Here is an 18,023-nt window from a genome sequence, read left to right on the forward strand (position 1 = left end):
ATTATTAATCGTGGCTTTATTGATTAAGAAATATGAAGGGTGAGGATATACAGCAGAAAATAATAAAAATTTAGCGTAGCAACAAACAAAAAAGCCGGCTTTCGCCAGCTTCTTTTCTATTTTTTGGCCGCTTTCTCTTCGCCGACCAGACCAATCTTCAGATAACCCGCCTGATGCAGCGTGTCCATTACCTTCATCATGGTTTCATAGTCTACGGTTTTGTCCGCCCGGAAGAAGACGGTGGTGTCTTTCTTGCCGCCAGTAAGCTGGTCCAGCGCCGGAATAACGGAAGCATCCGTAACCGGGTCGTTGCCCAGGAACATCGATTTATCCGCTTTTACCGACAGATAGATAGGCTTTTCCGGGCGCGGCTGCGGCTGGCTGGAGGAGGCAGGCAGGTTTACCTTCACGTCCACCGTCGCCAGAGGTGCTGCCACCATAAAGATAATCAGCAGAACCAGCATGACGTCGATAAACGGCGTCACGTTGATTTCATGCATTTCGCCGTTATCGTCCAGATTTTCGTTTAGACGCATCGCCATAACTTTAACCTACGCGCAGTTTGGACGCCGCGTGCACCGGCTTAGCGCCGCTGGCGTTCAGGTCAAGATCGCGGCTTTGCAGCAGCAGAACCTGCGCGGCGACGTCGCCGAGGGTCGCTTTGTAGCTGCCAATCATACGCGCGAAGATGTTATAGATAACCACCGCCGGAATCGCCGCGACCAGGCCGATCGCCGTTGCCAGCAGCGCTTCTGCGATGCCCGGCGCAACCACCGCCAGGTTGGTGGTCTGCGTCTGTGCGATGCCGATGAAGCTGTTCATAATGCCCCAGACGGTACCGAAAAGACCGATAAACGGCGAGATCGCACCGATCGTCGCCAGATAACCATTACCGCGCCCCATATGTCGGCCAACGGCAGCGACGCGACGCTCCAGGCGGAAGCCGGTACGCTCTTTAATGCCTTCGTTATCTTCACTGCCTGCGGAGAGTTCCAGCTCGTTCTGCGCTTCGTTCACTAACAGGGTGGTCAGGCTTTTTGCGTGGAAGGATGAGGTCATATCAGAAGCCTGATCCAGAGTGCGGGCTTCAGCCAGCTGCTGCTGTTCCCGCTTAAGGCGACGCTTCTGCGAAAGCAGCTCGGCGCTTTTGCTGAAGAAAATAGCCCAGGTGACAACGGACGCCAGAATCAGGCCGATCATCACAATCTTAACCACGATGTCAGCATGATGGTACATGCCCCAAACGGAAAGATCCGTCTGCATCAAATTATTACCCACTCTGTATCTCCAGGACGCAAATCACAAATTCTGAGCGTAATAATATCAAAACGTCGTCGAATTGATAGTAGTTCTCATTAGTATTTACATAGTGCCGCAATTTTCGCTCACTTTCCTTGCGCTTACGCAGTAAAAATTTCTTATGCTCATTTTTGCTAATATTTTCTGCTTATTCGATAAGCCTGCGGGTGCAGATTTTTACAATCGTGGTAGTCTGGACGTCCAGACGTATAAAAACAGGGTTAGCGAACATGACAAAAAAGCATCTTGATACCACGCTGGTGCAGGCGGGACGCAGCAAGAAATACACGCAGGGATCGGTCAACAGCGTGATTCAACGCGCCTCCTCGCTGGTGTTTGACACCGTTGAGGATAAAAAAATCGCCACGCGTAACCGCGCAAAAGGCGGGCTGTTTTATGGCCGTCGCGGCACGCTAACCCATTTTTCACTCCAGGAAGCGATGTGCGAGCTGGAGGGCGGTGCGGGCTGCGCGCTGTTCCCGTGCGGTGCGGCGGCGGTGGCTAACACTATTCTGGCGTTTGTGGAACAGGGTGACCATATCCTGATGACCAACACCGCCTACGAGCCAAGCCAGGATTTCTGCACCAAAATCCTCAGCAAGCTCGGCGTGACCACCGGCTGGTTCGACCCGCTGATTGGGGCAGGCATTGCCGAACTTATTCAGCCAAACACGCGCATTGTGTTCCTGGAATCTCCCGGCTCCATCACCATGGAAGTGCATGACGTCCCCGCTATCGTGAAGGCCGTGCGCAGCAAAGCGCCAGAAGCCATCATCATGATCGATAACACCTGGGCGGCGGGCGTGCTGTTTAAGGCGCTGGAATTCGACATTGATATCTCGATTCAGGCGGCAACCAAATACCTGATCGGCCATTCGGACGGCATGATTGGCACCGCGGTTTCCAACGCGCGCTGCTGGGACCAGCTGCGGGAAAACGCCTATCTGATGGGGCAGATGGTCGACGCAGACACGGCCTACATGACCAGCCGCGGTCTCCGCACGCTGGGAGTTCGCCTGCGTCAGCATCATGAAAGTAGCCTGAAAATCGCTGAGTGGCTGGCGCAGCATCCGCAGGTTGAACGCGTGAATCACCCCGCGTTACCGGGCAGCAAAGGCCACGAATTCTGGCAACGTGACTTTACGGGCAGCAGCGGGCTGTTCTCGTTCGTGCTGAATAAACGGCTGAGTAATGACGAGCTGGCAAGCTATCTGGATAACTTTACCCTCTTCAGCATGGCCTACTCCTGGGGCGGCTTTGAATCCCTGATCCTGCCTAACCAGCCGGAGCAAATTGCGGCCCTGCGCCCGGGCGGTGAGGTCGACTTCAGCGGCACGCTGATTAGATTGCATATCGGTTTAGAAAGTGTGGACGATTTAATTGCGGATTTGTCAGCAGGGTTTGAACGTATCGTGTAGAGTGCAGGCTGAAAATGTACTCCTGGACGTTTTCGTGAACACTGCAAGCAGAAAAGTCTGCATGAGTTGCGTCCGCGATCAACCCCAGCGAGCCAATTCAGGAGTACAATAGCGTTATATCTGCTGTTCCACAGGAAAGTCCATGGCTGTTATTCAAGATATTATTGCGGCGCTCTGGCAACACGATTTTGCCGCGCTGGCGGATCCGCACGTCGTGGGGATTGTTTACTTCGTGATGTTCGCGACGCTGTTTCTGGAAAATGGATTACTGCCAGCCTCGTTCCTCCCCGGTGATAGCCTGCTTCTGCTCGCAGGCGCGTTAATCGGCAAGGGGGTGATGGACTTCACGCCGACGATGGTGATCCTCACGTCAGCCGCCAGCCTGGGCTGCTGGCTGAGCTATTTACAGGGCCGCTGGCTGGGCAACACGCGCGTCGTGAAAGGCTGGCTGGCGCAGTTGCCGCATAAGTATCATCAACGCGCGACCTGCATGTTCGACAGGCATGGCCTGCTGGCGCTGCTGGCCGGGCGTTTCCTCGCTTTCGTTCGCACGCTTCTGCCGACGATGGCGGGCATTTCCGGCCTCTCCAACCGCCGCTTCCAGTTCTTCAACTGGCTGAGCGCCCTGCTGTGGGTTGGCGTGGTAACCACCCTCGGCTACGCGCTGAACATGATCCCCTTTGTGAAGCACCATGAAGATCAGGTGATGACCTTCCTGATGGTGCTGCCGATATTCCTGCTGGTCGCAGGGCTGGTGGGGACGATTGCGGTGGTGATTAAGAAAAAATACTGCAGCGCCTGACCCCCTCACCCTGACCCTCTCCCCATAAGGGAGAGGGGAAAAAGCCTACGCTCCCTGCATCGTTCGGATGCGCGACGCATCTTCTCCCGGCGTAACGCCGAAATAGCGCTTAAACTCCCGACTGAACTGCGAGGCACTTTCGTACCCCACCCGCATTGCCGCCGCGCTGGCCTTCATGCCGTCGTGGATCATCAGCATCCGCGCCTTATGCAACCGGTAGGTTTTGAGGTACTGCAGCGGCGAGGTGCTGGTCACCGATTTAAAGTTATGGTGAAACGCCGAGACGCTCATGTTCGCTTCCGCCGCCAGCTGGTCGACGCTGAGGTTTTCCGTGTACTGACTTTCGATACGCTTAAGCACGCGGCTTATCAGGCTGAAGTGGGTCTGTCGACTGACCAGCGCCAGTAGTGCCCCGCCACCCGGCCCCAGCAGCACGTGATAGAGAATTTCGCGGATGATTTGCTTACCCAGAATACGCGCGTCCAGCGGCCTCTCCATCACATCCAGCAGGCGCTCTATCGCGCAGAGGATCTCTTCCGACAGCGTTGCCGAGTTAATCCCGCTTGAGGCCATCGACGGCTGAAAAAGCTCGTCTTCGCCAATCTCCATCAGCAGCTCCTGCAGCTGAAGAATATCGACGTTGACGCGAATACCGGCCAGCGGAACCGCCTCTGTCGCGAAGGTTTCACATTCGAAGGGTAAAGGTACTGTCAGGAGCAGGTATTCATTGGTGTCGTAGCGGAATACACGCTCGTTGATATAGCCAATTTTATGGCCCGAAAAGAGAAAAACGATGCCCGGCTGGTACATCACCGGCGTACGCGTCCCGGGCTGCGTGCCATAGAGCAGGCGAATGTCTGGCAGCAGATTGCTGACGCCATTTTCTTTATCCATCAGTCGTTTAATCTGCGCCGTGAGCTGACGGCAGATTGCTTCGCGGTTCATTTAGCGTTACTCCGGGTACGGTTTCCGACGTTGACAGTGTGCGTGCTTTTCCGCGCTTTCTCCAGCGCTCTGTAGAAATGGGCAAGACATCGGCAGGAATGTGCATTGAGAGGATAGCGCCGGGCGGCCACAATGAGCAGCATCAGGTAGCCACCCGCGCCACCACGGTTTTTCACCCACTAAAGGGAACGAGCAATGAACAACTTTAATCTTCACACCCCAACCCGCATTCTGTTTGGTAAAGACGCCATCGCCGACCTGCGCGCGCAGATCCCTGCGGACGCCCGCGTGCTGATCACCTACGGCGGCGGCAGCGTGAAAAAAACCGGCGTGCTGGATCAGGTTTACAGCGCCCTGGACGGTCTGGACGTGCGTGAGTTCGGCGGCATCGAGCCAAACCCCTCTTATGAAACGCTGATGAACGCGGTGAAAATCGCCCGAGAAGAGAACATTACCTTCCTGCTGGCCGTCGGCGGCGGCTCCGTACTGGACGGCACCAAGTTCATCGCGGCGGCAGCGCACTACGCTGACGGCGTTGACCCGTGGCACATTCTGGAAACCCGCGGCAGCGACATTAAAAGCGCAATCCCGATGGGCTCCGTGCTGACCCTGCCGGCCACCGGCTCTGAATCCAACAAGGGCGCGGTGATCTCCCGTAAAACCACCGGCGATAAGCAGGCCTTCATGAACGAACACGTTCAGCCTGTGTTCGCGATCCTGGACCCGGTTTACACCTACACCCTGCCCGCACGTCAGGTGGCGAACGGCGTGGTCGATGCCTTTGTTCATACCGTTGAGCAGTACGTAACGTATCCGGTCAATGCCAAAATTCAGGATCGCTTCGCGGAAGGCATTCTGCTGACGCTGATTGAGGAAGGTCCGAAAGCGCTGAAAGAGCCGGAAAACTACGACGTTCGCGCGAACGTCATGTGGGCCGCGACGCAGGCGCTGAACGGTCTGATCGGCGCTGGCGTGCCGCAGGACTGGGCGACCCATATGCTCGGCCACGAGCTGACGGCGATGCACGGCCTCGATCACGCTCAGACGCTGGCCGTTGTTCTGCCTGCGCTGTGGAACGAAAAACGTGATGCAAAGCGCGCCAAATTGCTGCAGTACGCCGAGCGCGTGTGGAACATCACCGAGGGTTCTGACGACGCGCGTATTGATGCCGCCATCGAAGCGACCCGTAACTTCTTTGAGAGCCTGGGCGTACCAACGCGTCTGTCCGGCTACGGCCTGGACGGCAGTTCCATCCCTGCCCTGCTGGCGAAACTCGAAGCGCACGGCATGACCCAGCTGGGCGAGCACGGGGACATTACGCTGGACGTGAGCCGTCGTATCTACGAAGCGGCACGCTAAGCGTTTTTGCCCTCCCGACTTTCGTTTTTTGACATTTCGTCCAGACTTAATGCACACCCCATCGCCGGAGTCCCCCTCCGGCGATGCGCACCTGAAGGAGGAAAAATGGCAAACCAAACCGTAATCAAGCTGCAGGACGGCAACGTGATGCCCCAACTGGGGCTAGGTGTATGGAAAGCCGGTAACGACGAGGTCGTCTCCGCCATTCATAAAGCCCTGGAAGTCGGCTATCGGTCGATTGATACCGCCGCCGCGTACAAAAACGAGGACGGCGTGGGGACCGCACTGGCCAGCGCCGGCGTCCCCCGCGATGAACTGTTCATCACCACTAAACTGTGGAACGACGATCAAAAGCGCCCCCGCGAAGCGTTGCAGGAGAGCCTGGAGAAACTCCAGCTCGATTTCGTCGATCTGTACCTGATGCACTGGCCGGTTCCGGCTATCGATCACTATGTTGACGCCTGGAAAGGGATGATTGACCTGCAGAAAGAGGGGCTGGTGAAAAGCATCGGCGTCTGTAACTTCCAGGTGCATCACCTGCAGCGTCTGATTGACGAAACGGGCGTCGCACCGGTGATTAACCAGATCGAGCTGCACCCGCTGATGCAGCAGCGCCAGCTTCACGCCTGGAACGCCACCCACAAGATCCAGACCGAGTCCTGGAGCCCGCTGGCGCAGGGCGGTGAAGGCGTGTTCGATCAGAAAATCATCCGCGACCTGGCGGATAAATACGGCAAAACCCCGGCGCAGATCGTCATTCGCTGGCATCTGGACAATGGCCTGGTGGTGATCCCGAAATCGGTCACGCCGTCGCGCATCGCCGAGAACTTCGACGTCTGGGATTTCCGTCTGGACAAAGACGAGCTGGGTGAAATTGCGAAGCTGGATAAGGGCAAGCGTTTAGGGCCGGATCCGGACCAGTTTGGCGGTTAGTAAAAAGCCGGGTGGCGGCTTCGCCTTACCCGGCCTACCAGTCAGAGCGTAGGCCCGGTAAGCGACGCGCCACCGGGCAATCGGTTTAACCGATCTTACGTTTTACACTCTTCTTCGGCGCTGTCCCACCATTCGAACGCTGATGCACAATCGGCGTGTGCTTGGTCAGCGCCGGGCGCGTATTGCGGTTCTGGCGACGCGCTTCGCGCATCTCATCCAGCGTCGGGGCCGGAACCAGGCAGTCGCGGCGCGAGCCGATCAGGTGTTTTTTACCCATCTCTTCCAGCGCCTGGCGGATCAGCGGCCAGTTTTTCGGATCATGATAACGCAGCAGCGCCTTATGCAGACGACGCTGTTTATCCCCTTTCGGCACCACCACCTCTTCACTCTTATAGCCAATCTTACTCAGCGGGTTCTTGCCGGTGTAATACATGGTCGTCGAGTTGGCGAGCGGTGACGGATAGAAGTTCTGCACCTGATCCAGACGGAAGCGACGCTGCTTCAGCCACAGCGCCAGGTTCACCATGTCCTCGTCACGCGTGCCCGGGTGCGCAGAGATAAAGTACGGGATCAGATACTGCTCTTTACCCGCCTGCTTCGAATAGGTGTCGAACAGCTCTTTAAAGCGGTCATAGCTGCCCATGCCCGGCTTCATCATCTTCGACAGCGGGCCTTCTTCGGTGTGCTCCGGCGCAATCTTCAGGTAGCCGCCGACGTGGTGCGTCGCCAGCTCTTTGATGTAGCGCGGATCTTCCACGGCGATGTCGTAACGCACCCCGGAGGCAATCAGGATCTTCTTGATCCCCTTCAGGTCGCGCGCGCGGCGGTAGAGGTTGATCGTCGGCTCGTGGTTAGTGTCCATGTGCTCGCAAATGCTCGGGTAGACGCAGGAGAGACGGCGGCAGGTCTGCTCCGCGCGCGGCGACTTGCAGCGCAGCATATACATGTTCGCGGTTGGGCCACCAAGATCGGAGATCACGCCGGTAAAGCCCGGCACCGAGTCGCGAATGGCTTCGATCTCGTTGATGATCGAATCTTCAGAGCGGCTCTGGATAATACGCCCTTCATGCTCGGTAATAGAGCAGAACGAACACCCGCCGAAGCAGCCGCGCATAATGTTGATCGAGAAGCGGATCATCTCATACGCCGGGATACGGGCGTTGCCGTATGCCGGGTGCGGCACACGCTTGTACGGCAGCGCAAAGACGCTGTCCATCTCTTCGGTGGAAAGCGGAATGGCTGGCGGGTTGATCCAGATGAAGCGCTCGCCGTGCTTCTGCATCAACGCGCGGGCGCAGCCCGGGTTGGTTTCATGGTGCAGAATACGGGACGCATGCGCGTAGAGCACTTTATCGGCTTTCACCTTCTCGTAGGACGGGAGCAGCACATAGGTCTTTTCCCACGGCTTCGGGCGCGGCGGCTGCACAACGATAGCCTTCGCTTCCGCTTTCTTTGGCTCTACCGGTTTGTTATCGGCACACGGCAGATCTTCACCGTACGGGTGCGGGATCGGGTCGATTTTGCCCGGCATATCGATGATGCGGGAATCCACCCCGCGCCAGCCCGGCAGCGCCTCTTTCACCATGATCGCGGTGTTGCGCACGTCGCGGATGCTGCTCACCGGCTCGCCCTGCGACAGACGGTGCGCCACTTCCACCAGCGGACGCTCGCCGTTACCGTAAATAAGCATGTCAGCCTTGGAGTCCACCAGCACCGAGCGGCGCACGGTATCTGACCAGTAGTCGTAGTGCGCGGTGCGGCGCAGGCTTGCCTCGATTCCGCCCAGGATCACCGGCACGTCTTTCCAGGCTTCTTTACAGCGCTGGGTATAGACCAGCGTTGCGCGGTCAGGGCGTTTGCCCGCCACGTTATCCGGGGTATAGGCGTCGTCATGGCGCAGCTTACGGTCGGCGGTATAGCGGTTGATCATCGAGTCCATGTTACCGGCGGTCACGCCAAAGAACAGGTTGGGTTTCCCCAGACGCATAAAATCGTCTTTGCTGTTCCAGTCGGGCTGGGAGATGATCCCCACGCGGAAGCCCTGCGCTTCGAGCATGCGGCCACAGATGGCCATGCCGAAGCTCGGGTGGTCAACGTAGGCATCGCCCGTGACCAGAATGATATCGCAGCTGTCCCAGCCCAGTTGGTCCATCTCTTCCCGGGACATCGGCAGGAACGGCGCCGGTCCAAAGCAGGCCGCCCAGTACTGGGGCCAGGAGAAGAGGTCACGATCCGGCTGGATCAGGGAAATTGCGCTCATAGTGCTTCCGAAGAAAAAATAGACAAAAGGAGCGGGATTATACGCTGGATCAATGTGGGAAATGAAGGGGTATTTATTGCCCGGTGGCGCTACGCTAACCGGGCCTACGGCCTGTAGGTCGGGTAAGGCGAAGCCGCCACCCGACTCGTTTTACGGTGCCGGATTCACCAGCATCTGCCCCACGGAGCCCCTGTCCATCATCTCCAGCGTCTGGCTGTGGAACAGGAACGGGAAGTGCGGCCACGAAGGCTGACCGTAGTAGACGAGCAGTTCAACCTGGCCGTCCACCCAGACGGTATCTTTCCAGCCGCGGTCTTCCGGGAACGGCATCGCGCCGTTAACGTTGCGGATTAGGAATGACACCCCTTCAATATGGAACGACTGCGGCATATCTGAACGCACCGTCCAGCGCTCCCAGGTTCCTTGCTGAGCGGTAATATCAATGCGGTTCACATCCCACAGGGCGCCGTTGATGCCCGGATCGTCGCCCAGGCTGATATCACGGCTGCGCACCGGCGAACCGCTCATGATCTCCTGCGGCAGCAGGCGCATCGGCAGGCTGTCGGTGACCAGCGGCAGCAGGCCGGTTGGACGCAGGGTTAACACCAGCGTGGAGACCAGAATGCTCGACGGCTCAAAGAACCCGCGAATACGGTCAACGATGCTCGCGGCTTCACCACAGGTGACGGAGACTTCATCCCCGTTGGTCATATCCACCAGAATTTCACGGCGCTCTCCCGGTGCCAGCGCCAGCTGTTTCACGGAGACCGGCGCGGGTAAAAAGCCCTGGTCGCCGGAGATCACGTGCAGCGGACGGCCATCGCTCATCTGCAGCTGATAGCGACGCGAGTTAGAGGCGTTGAGCAGGCGCAGGCGCACCCAGCCACGGGACACTTCCACGTACGGACTTTGCGCGCCGTTAACCAGCAGGGTATCGCCGACGAAGCCACCGCTGCCCGGCTCGCTGTACTCCGGCGTGCCGAAGTTATCCAGACGTTTGTCCTGAATAATGACCGGGAAATCATCCACACCGTAGTGGTTCGGGATCGGCAGCGATTTACTGATCTCATCTTCCACCAGCCACATGCCGGCCAGACCGTTATAGACCTGCTGCGCCGTACGGTTAGGGGTGTTGGCGTGATACCACAGGGTTGCCGCGCTCTGGCGGATCGGCAGGACGGGCGCCCAGTCAGCATTGGGGGACATCATTCGCGCCGCGCCGCCAATCAGCGGGCCAGGAACCTGTAAGCCGCTGATGGTCATGGCGACATTTTCAGCCGTACGGTTGCTGTAAATGAGCTTAACGTCATCGCCGTTCCACACGCGGATGGTCGGCCCGAGGTAGCGCCCGTTGATGCCCCACACCGGCGCGCGCGTGCCCTGGGTAAATGACCAGTGGCTGCGCTGAAGCGTGAGGAAAAGCGGCTGCCCGCGACGGGATTCGATCAACGGCGGAATGGGCAGCGGCTGTTGCTGCCCGGCGGCGCTGGCTGTCAGCGGCATCGCACCCGCACAAAGGGCAATCCCCGAAGCCTGAATAAACTGACGCCGACTGAGTGACATATAAGCTCCATCTGAAACGACTAACAACGCGGGAATTCGTTTTCCCTTTAACGCCGGATTAAACCTTACCGGCGGCTTCTCTTTCTGCGACTTCTTTATCGAGCAGCGCAATATGCTGAGCCATCAGCTCGCGGCAGTGCGCTGCCAGCTCGCGCACCTGGTCTTTACCGTATTTGCTGGTATCGACGGGTGGCAGCATTTCGACAATCACCAGACCATTATTCAGGCGGTTAAGATTAATCTTATTAGAAGTATTGGAAACGCACACGGGAATAATTGGAACACCTGCCGCAATTGCGGCATGAAACGCGCCGGTTTTAAACGGCAGCAGGCCGCGACCGCGGCTGCGCGTCCCTTCCGGGAACATCCAGATGGATATTTTGCGCTTTTTAAAATGATTCACCACTTCCGCAATGGTGCCGTGCGCTTTTGCACGGTTGTTACGGTCGATCAGCAGGTTACCGGTCAGCCAGTACAGCTGGCCAAAAAACGGGATCCACAGCAGGCTTTTTTTCCCTACCGTCACGGTTGGCGGCAGAACGATATTGGAGGCCGTCACCATATCGTAGTTGTTCTGATGGTTGGCGATATAGATGGCGTTGCCGAAATTCTCCGCTCCTTCAGGCAGGCGTTTTTCAACCTTCAGACCAAACAGCGGCGCAAGGCGACCGAACATATGGCCAAAGGTGGCAACATGCTTCGGATTACGCGGGCTGAACAGGCAGTAAATAGAGCCGAAAATACAGACCAGAATGCAGTAGATAACGGTAAGAATTAGACGAACAATATATAGCATAGCGACCTCTGAAGCCCTGACAGCTGACAATTATACTTCACCTGTGGCCAGGTAAGGACTTTATTACGAGCGCGTATTGTTAATCGCAACGCACGAATTAACAACGATTTTACGGGAAATTTTATTGAAATACCCCCTCCGGACAGAGGGGGTGTTACGACATTACTCTTCGCTGTCACCCGCGCTGCTGCGCGCAGGCGAATCAATCTCCACGCGGTCGATACGCTGCAGACCGCGCATCAGCGAACCGCGACGACCGCGCTCGCCCACCACTTTCTGCAGCTCTTCCGGACGCAGTTTGATCTTACGCTTGCCGACGTGAATAGTCAGCGTGCTCTGCGGCGGCAGAAGGAAGAGGTGCGCCAGGCCATCTTCGCCTTTCGCGGCTTCCGCCGACGGGATGTTGATGATCTTGTTGCCTTTACCTTTCGACAGCTCCGGCAGATCGCTGACCGGGAACATCAGCATACGTCCGGCAGAGGTGATCGCCAGCAGCATATCGCTTTCATTCTCGATCACCAGCGGCGCCATCACGTGGGCGTTGTCCGGCAGGCTGATCAGCGCCTTACCGGCACGGTTACGCGACACGAGGTCGTTAAAGGTACAGATAAAGCCGTAACCCGCATCGGAGGCCATCAGCAGCTTCTGGTCGTCGGCTTCCATCAGCATGTGGTCAACCGTTGCGCCCGGCGGCAGCGTCAGCTTACCGGTGAGCGGTTCGCCCTGGCCGCGCGCGGAAGGCAGCGTAATCGGGTCGATGGCGTAGCTGCGGCCCGTGGAGTCGATAAACGCCACCGGCTGGTTGCTCTTGCCTTTCACCGCCGCTTTGAAGCTGTCGCCCGCTTTGTAGCTTAGGCCCGGCGCGTCAATATCGTGGCCTTTGGCGCTGCGCACCCAGCCGCTCTGCGACAGCACAATCGTCACCGGCTCGGACGGCTGCATGTCGTGCTCGTTCATCGCCTTCGCTTCTTCGCGCTCGTGCAGCGGAGAACGACGGTCGTCGCCGAAGGCATCGGCATCCGCCTGCAGCTCTTTCTTCAGCAGGGTGTTCATCTTGCGCTCGGAGGCGAGGATCGCCTGCAGCTGATCGCGCTCTTTTTCCAGATCGTTCTGCTCGCCGCGGATCTTCATCTCTTCCAGTTTGGCGAGATGGCGCAGCTTCAGTTCGAGGATTGCTTCGGCCTGGGTTTCGCTGATGCCAAAGCGCGACATTAGCGCGGGCTTCGGCTCATCCTCGGTGCGGATGATCTCGATCACTTCGTCGATATTGAGGAACGCCACCAGCAAACCTTCGAGGATATGCAGGCGCTTAAGCACTTTCTCCAGACGATGGTTCAGACGACGGCGCACCGTATCCCGGCGGAATGTCAGCCATTCGGAGAGGATCTCCAGCAGGTTTTTCACCGCCGGGCGACCGTCGAGGCCAATCATATTCAGGTTGATGCGGTAGCTTTTTTCCAGATCGGTGGTGGCGAACAGGTGGTTCATCACCTGCTCCATGTCCACGCGGTTGGAGCGCGGCACGATAACCAGACGGGTCGGGTTCTCGTGATCCGATTCGTCGCGCAGGTCGTCCACCATCGGCAGCTTTTTATTGCGCATCTGGGAGGCAATCTGTTCCAGCACTTTGGCACCGGAAACCTGGTGCGGCAGCGCGGTGATCACCACGGCGCCGTCCTCTTTATTCCACACCGCGCGCATGCGCACGGAGCCGCGACCGTTCTGGTAAATTTTGCGGATTTCCGCGCGCGAGGTGATGATCTCGGCTTCGGTCGGATAGTCTGGCCCCTGCACGATATCCAGCAGCTCGTCCAGCGAGGTTTTTGGCTGCTCAATCAGGGTGATGGCGGCTTTCGCCACTTCACGCAGGTTGTGCGGCGGAATATCCGTCGCCATGCCGACCGCGATACCGGTGGTGCCATTCAGCAGGATGTTTGGCAGACGCGCGGGCAGCATCTTCGGCTCCTGCAGCGTACCGTCGAAGTTTGGCACCCAGTCAACGGTTCCCTGACCCAGCTCGCCCAGCAGCACTTCGGCGTATTTGGACAGGCGGGATTCGGTATAACGCATCGCCGCGAAGGATTTCGGATCGTCCGGCGCACCCCAGTTCCCCTGCCCGTCAACCAGCGGGTAGCGGTAAGAGAACGGCTGGGCCATCAATACCATCGCTTCATAGCAGGCGCTGTCGCCGTGCGGATGGTATTTACCCAGTACGTCACCCACGGTACGGGCGGATTTCTTGAACTTGGCGGTGGCGTTCAGCCCCAGTTCGGACATCGCATAGACGATGCGGCGCTGAACGGGCTTCAGGCCATCCCCGATAAACGGCAACGCCCTGTCCATGATGACGTACATGGAGTAGTTCAGGTAGGCGTTTTCCGTGAATTCATGTAGCGCGAGGCGCTCTGCCATATCGCTCATTACGTGTGATTCCTCAACTCAGAAACCGAAGGGTTTCAGGCAATATTGCCGCAGATACTACCTCATCTGACGAATTGAGTCACAAAGAAAAAGGGCCGCGTATGCGGCCCTTTTCGGGTTATTTGTTTAGCTTAATAACCTGCTTCACGTCGATTTCAAACTCGTTCCAGTCTTTGTCGACTTTACCCTGCAGTTCGACTTTATCCTGCGGGGTGACGGTCACGCCGTTCCAGCGCTTGTGGTCAATCTCAACCACCACCATGCCGGACTCATCGCGGAAGGTGTAGCGGTCATCGGACAGGCGCTCGGTAATATTCCCGCGCAGCTTCACCCAGGCATCGTCCTTCAGGTCTTTCACTTTTGCCGCAGTGGTGAGGTTGGCGTTGTTATCGACAAAACCGCCCTGCTGGGTTTGCGTCTGGGTCTGTGTGGCTGATGGGCCAGTAAAACCGCCCTGAGCAGCAAAGACCGGCGCGGTGGTCATCATCATGATGGCAGCAATTGCAGCGAATTTTTTCATCTTTATCTCTCCCTTTAATGTCGTTTCACAATCCATTAAACAGGGTAAACCTTAACAACTTCTTAAGGGGAAAATTTATTTATTTTTACTGTACAGCAGGCGCTTACAGAGGGTTTACTGACGGCATCAAGGAGGGAATATGCGCATTTTACTGGTAGAAGACGACAGGTTAATCGGCGATGGCATCAAAGCAGGCTTAGGCAAACTGGGCTTTAGCGTGGACTGGTTTACCGACGGGAAAACCGGGCAGGCCGCACTCACCTCTGCGCCCTATGATGCCGTGGTGCTTGACCTGACCCTACCGGAAATTGACGGTCTGGAGATCCTGCGCGCCTGGCGCGAAAGCGGGCGCAGCGAACCGGTGCTGATCCTGACCGCGCGGGATGCGCTGAACCAGCGCGTTGAAGGGCTGCGCCTCGGTGCGGACGATTATCTCTGCAAGCCGTTCGCGCTAATAGAAGTGGCCGCCCGTCTGGAAGCGCTGGTGCGCCGCAGCCACGGCCAGACCCGCAGCGAGTTGCGTCATGGCAAGGTGACACTCGACCCGGCCAGCCTCGTCGCCACGCTGGAGGGCGAAACGCTGACGCTTAAACCGAAAGAGTTCGCTCTGCTGGAGCTGTTAATGCGTAACGCGGGCCGGGTGCTGCCGCGCAAGCTGATCGAGGAAAAGCTGTATACCTGGGACGATGACGTTTCCAGCAATGCCGTCGAAGTCCACGTTCATCATTTACGCCGCAAGCTCGGGAGCGAGTTTATCCGCACCGTGCACGGCATCGGCTACACCCTGGGTGACGCATGAAACTGAGCCTGAAGCTGCGCCTGACGCTTCTCTTTTTAGCGCTGTCTCTGACGGCCTGGTTTGCCGCCAGCCTGGTGGCGTGGCAGCAGACCACCCACAAGCTCGATAAGCTGTTCGATACGCAGCAGATGCTGTTTGCCAAACGGCTGCTGACGATGGATCTGGACGAAATCCGCGCGCCGGAACGCATGCGCGAGGTGCCGAAAAAGGCCAAACACGGGCATCTGGACGACGACGCGCTGGCCTTCGCTATTTACGCTTCAGATGGCACGATGATCCTTAACGACGGCGAAAACGGGCGCGATATCCCGTATCACTATCGTCGTGATGGCTTTGATGACGGACGGCTTCAGGATGACAACGACGAATGGCGTTTCCTGTGGCTAACCTCTCCGGACGGAAAATACCGCGTCGTTGTCGGCCAGGAGTGGGAGTACCGGCAGGATATGGCGCTGGATGTGGTCAGCTCGCAGCTGACGCCGTGGCTGGTGGCACTTCCGGTGATGCTGCTGTTGCTGATCGTCCTGCTGAGCCGCGAGCTGAGGCCCCTGAAAAAGCTGGCCCAGACCCTGCGCTCCCGCTCGCCGGACGCCACCGATGCCCTGCCCACTCAGGGCGTGCCCGCAGAAGTGCGCCCCCTGCTCGACTCGCTGAACCATCTTTTTGCCCGTACCCAGGAGATGATGATCCGCGAGCGTCGCTTCACCTCTGACGCCGCCCACGAGCTGCGCAGCCCGCTGGCGGCGCTGAAGGTGCAAACCGACGTGGCGCAGCTCTCTCAGGACGATCCGCAGGCGCAGGAAAAAGCGCTGACGCAGCTGCACGCGGGTATCGACCGCGCCTCCCGGCTGGTGGATCAGCTCCTCACCCTGTCTCGCCTGGACTCGCTGGATAGCCTGGACGGCATAGAACAAATAGCGATGACCGACCTGCTGCAGTCCGCGGTAATGGATATCTACCCTCCGGCGCAGCAGGCAGGGATCGATATTCGCCTGCACATCAACGCGCCGGAGGTGACCCGCACGGGTCAGCAGCTGCTTCTGAGCCTGCTGGTGCGTAATCTGCTGGATAACGCCACCCGTTACAGCCCGCGCGGCAGCGTGGTAGACGTGACGCTGAACACCCGGAGCTTTACCGTGCGCGACAACGGGCCGGGTATTTCGCCCGATGCGCTGGCGCGTCTCGGCGAGCGCTTTTATCGTCCACCGGGTCAGGACGCCACGGGCAGCGGGCTGGGGCTATCTATCGTGAAGCGCATCGCGGCGTTACACGGGATGCGCGTCTCGCTGGACAATGCGACAGAAGGCGGCTTTGAAGTGAAGGTTAGCTGGTAAGGGATTATTGCGCTGAGCGCAAAAGACTTTGCACATTTTGCTTATTTTTCCGCTCCGTCCTCGCGCGTAGAATACCCGGCATACTCTCAGCATCGAGGACAAAAAATGAGCAACATCCTGATTATCAACGGCGCGAAAGAATTTGCGCACTCTAAAGGCCAGCTGAATGACACCCTGACCGAGGTCGCGGACGGTTTCCTGCGCGACGCCGGGCATGATGTTAAGGTCGTGCGCGCGGACAGCAATTATGACGTGAAGGCCGAAGTGCAGAACTTCCTGTGGGCCGACGTGGTGATTTGGCAGATGCCGGGCTGGTGGATGGGCGCGCCGTGGACCGTGAAAAAGTATATGGACGACGTCTTCACCGAAGGTCACGGTTCGCTGTATGCCAGCGACGGACGCACCCGCTCAGATGCCTCTAAAAAATACGGTTCCGGCGGCCTGATTCAGGGCAAAAAATATATGCTTTCCCTGACCTGGAACGCCCCAATGGAAGCGTTCACCGAAAAAGATCAGTTCTTCGAAGGCGTGGGCGTAGACGGCGCGTATCTGCCGTTCCACAAGGCGAACCAGTTCCTGGGGATGGATCCGCTGCCGACCTTTATCGTCAACGACGTGATTAAAATGCCTGACGTCCCGAGCTATATCGCAGAATATCGCAAGCATCTCGCGAAAATTTTTGCTTAACTGGTAGCCTGGAATTAAAGGAGTAGTAACCATGCTTACAGTAATCGCAGAAATCCGTACTCGTCCAGGTCAACATCACCGCCAGGCGGTGCTGGATCAGTTCGCGAAAATCATCCCAACCGTACTGAAAGAAGAAGGCTGCCACGGCTACGCGCCGATGGTGGACGCCGCTACCGACGCAAGCTTCCAGGCCACTGCGCCAGACTCCATTATCATGGTTGAGCAGTGGGAAACCGTCGCGCACCTTGAAGCCCACCTGCAGACCGCACACATGAAAGCGTGGAGCGACGCGGTGAAGGGTGACGTGCTGGAGACCCATATCCGTATTCTGGAGCAAGGGGTTTAAAACCTGCCTTCCCTCTCCTTCCGGGGAGGGAAATCTCTCTGACCTGCTATGCTTATTCTGACTTCATGATTAACAGGAGGATGGAATGGGTCTTTTTAACTTCGTAAAAGAAGCAGGCGAAAAGCTATGGGATAACCTGACCGACCACAAAGGTCAGAGCGACAAAATCACCGAGCACCTCAAGAAACTCAACATTCCCGGTTCAGACAAAGTTCAGGTTAACGTTACCGATGGAAAAGCCAGCGTGACGGGCGACGGGCTGACCCAGGAGCAGAAAGAAAAAATCCAGGTCGCCGTCGGCAACATCGCGGGCGTCAGCGAGGTGGAAAACAACATCACCGCCACCGATGCCAAAGATGAAGCCACTTACTACACGGTGAAATCTGGCGACACCCTGAGCGCTATCTCCAAAACCGTGTACGGCGATGCCAATCAGTACAACAAGATTTTTGAGGCTAACCGCCCGATGCTCTCCAGCCCGGATAAAATCTACCCCGGCCAGACGCTGCGTATTCCAAAAGCGTGATCCGCGAGTCGGGGG

At 57.7% G+C, this 18,023-nt stretch carries 17 protein-coding genes; 9 read left to right on the top strand and 8 right to left on the bottom strand.

Annotation, left to right across the window (positions count from 1 at the left end; all coding sequences use genetic code 11):
* Nucleotides 1-116: 116 nt before the first annotated feature.
* Nucleotides 117-542: a TonB system transport protein ExbD gene (gene exbD / locus D5066_RS14695; RefSeq protein WP_014885232.1), complete on the bottom strand. Its 426-nt coding sequence runs from the start codon at nt 540-542 to the stop codon at nt 117-119.
* Between the two features lie 4 nt (nt 543-546).
* Nucleotides 547-1,278 carry a tol-pal system-associated acyl-CoA thioesterase gene (gene exbB / locus D5066_RS14700; protein ID WP_119916383.1) on the bottom strand — a complete coding sequence of 244 codons (732 nt, stop codon included), beginning with the start codon at nt 1,276-1,278 and terminating at the stop codon, nt 547-549.
* A gap of 251 nt (nt 1,279-1,529) precedes the next feature.
* On the opposite strand from exbB, the gene metC reads away from it, so the two are divergent.
* Nucleotides 1,530-2,717 carry a cystathionine beta-lyase gene (gene metC, locus D5066_RS14710; protein WP_080328200.1) on the top strand — a complete coding sequence of 396 codons (1,188 nt, stop codon included), beginning with the start codon at nt 1,530-1,532 and terminating at the stop codon, nt 2,715-2,717.
* Between the two features lie 142 nt (nt 2,718-2,859).
* A complete protein-coding gene (gene yghB, locus D5066_RS14715; RefSeq protein WP_080328201.1) occupies nt 2,860-3,519 on the top strand; it encodes a DedA family general envelope maintenance protein YghB in 660 nt (219 codons plus the stop codon).
* A 45-nt stretch (nt 3,520-3,564) separates the two neighbouring features.
* Here the strand turns inward: yghB and D5066_RS14720 are convergent, their stop codons facing one another.
* The gene (locus tag D5066_RS14720) at nt 3,565-4,464 is read right to left on the bottom strand and encodes an AraC family transcriptional regulator (protein ID WP_119916385.1); all 900 of its coding nucleotides are present in this window, start codon (nt 4,462-4,464) and stop codon (nt 3,565-3,567) included.
* 195 nt (nt 4,465-4,659) lie between these two features.
* Here D5066_RS14720 and yqhD point away from each other — a divergent pair, with 195 nt between their 5' ends.
* Nucleotides 4,660-5,823 (top strand): alcohol dehydrogenase, encoded by a 1,164-nt coding sequence (yqhD, locus tag D5066_RS14725; RefSeq protein ID WP_119916386.1) that lies wholly within the window; start codon nt 4,660-4,662, stop codon nt 5,821-5,823.
* Between the two features lie 105 nt (nt 5,824-5,928).
* Nucleotides 5,929-6,756 carry a 2,5-didehydrogluconate reductase DkgA gene (gene dkgA, locus D5066_RS14730; protein WP_080328204.1) on the top strand — a complete coding sequence of 276 codons (828 nt, stop codon included), beginning with the start codon at nt 5,929-5,931 and terminating at the stop codon, nt 6,754-6,756.
* An 85-nt stretch (nt 6,757-6,841) separates the two neighbouring features.
* Here dkgA and D5066_RS14735 read toward each other — a convergent pair whose 3' ends face one another.
* The 5 genes from D5066_RS14735 to D5066_RS14755 all read right to left on the bottom strand — a co-directional run bounded on the left by D5066_RS14735 (nt 6,842) and on the right by D5066_RS14755 (nt 14,316).
* Nucleotides 6,842-9,016, bottom strand: a complete 2,175-nt coding sequence (locus D5066_RS14735) for a YgiQ family radical SAM protein (RefSeq protein ID WP_119916387.1) — start codon at nt 9,014-9,016, stop codon at nt 6,842-6,844.
* 150 nt (nt 9,017-9,166) lie between these two features.
* Complete coding sequence (gene ftsP, locus D5066_RS14740; RefSeq protein WP_080328206.1) at nt 9,167-10,579, bottom strand: cell division protein FtsP; 1,413 nt, start codon at nt 10,577-10,579, stop codon at nt 9,167-9,169.
* A 58-nt stretch (nt 10,580-10,637) separates the two neighbouring features.
* On the bottom strand, nt 10,638-11,375 hold the full coding sequence (gene plsC, locus D5066_RS14745) for a 1-acylglycerol-3-phosphate O-acyltransferase (RefSeq protein WP_061097059.1): 738 nt from the start codon (nt 11,373-11,375) through the stop codon (nt 10,638-10,640).
* 162 nt (nt 11,376-11,537) lie between these two features.
* Nucleotides 11,538-13,796 (bottom strand): DNA topoisomerase IV subunit A, encoded by a 2,259-nt coding sequence (parC, locus tag D5066_RS14750; protein WP_119916388.1) that lies wholly within the window; start codon nt 13,794-13,796, stop codon nt 11,538-11,540.
* A 118-nt stretch (nt 13,797-13,914) separates the two neighbouring features.
* The gene (locus tag D5066_RS14755) at nt 13,915-14,316 is read right to left on the bottom strand and encodes a YgiW/YdeI family stress tolerance OB fold protein (protein WP_119916389.1); all 402 of its coding nucleotides are present in this window, start codon (nt 14,314-14,316) and stop codon (nt 13,915-13,917) included.
* Between the two features lie 139 nt (nt 14,317-14,455).
* Here D5066_RS14755 and qseB point away from each other — a divergent pair, with 139 nt between their 5' ends.
* The 5 genes from qseB (at nt 14,456) to lysM (ending at nt 18,008) form a co-directional block, all read left to right on the top strand.
* Nucleotides 14,456-15,115, top strand: a complete 660-nt coding sequence (qseB, locus tag D5066_RS14760) for a quorum sensing response regulator transcription factor QseB (RefSeq protein WP_080328208.1) — start codon at nt 14,456-14,458, stop codon at nt 15,113-15,115.
* Nucleotides 15,112-16,449: a quorum sensing histidine kinase QseC gene (qseC, locus tag D5066_RS14765; RefSeq protein WP_119916390.1), complete on the top strand. Its 1,338-nt coding sequence runs from the start codon at nt 15,112-15,114 to the stop codon at nt 16,447-16,449. The genes qseB and qseC overlap by 4 nt, the downstream gene beginning before the upstream one ends.
* A 105-nt stretch (nt 16,450-16,554) precedes the next feature.
* Nucleotides 16,555-17,136, top strand: coding sequence for an NAD(P)H-dependent oxidoreductase (locus D5066_RS14770; RefSeq protein WP_080328210.1), 582 nt, complete (start codon nt 16,555-16,557; stop codon nt 17,134-17,136).
* Between the two features lie 31 nt (nt 17,137-17,167).
* Nucleotides 17,168-17,482 carry a putative quinol monooxygenase gene (locus D5066_RS14775; protein ID WP_008502984.1) on the top strand — a complete coding sequence of 105 codons (315 nt, stop codon included), beginning with the start codon at nt 17,168-17,170 and terminating at the stop codon, nt 17,480-17,482.
* Between the two features lie 85 nt (nt 17,483-17,567).
* A complete protein-coding gene (lysM, locus tag D5066_RS14780; protein ID WP_003862507.1) occupies nt 17,568-18,008 on the top strand; it encodes a peptidoglycan-binding protein LysM in 441 nt (146 codons plus the stop codon).
* Nucleotides 18,009-18,023 lie beyond the last annotated feature (15 nt).

The sequence above is a fragment of the Enterobacter chuandaensis genome, from assembly GCF_003594915.1.
GTDB lineage: Bacteria > Pseudomonadota > Gammaproteobacteria > Enterobacterales > Enterobacteriaceae > Enterobacter > Enterobacter chuandaensis.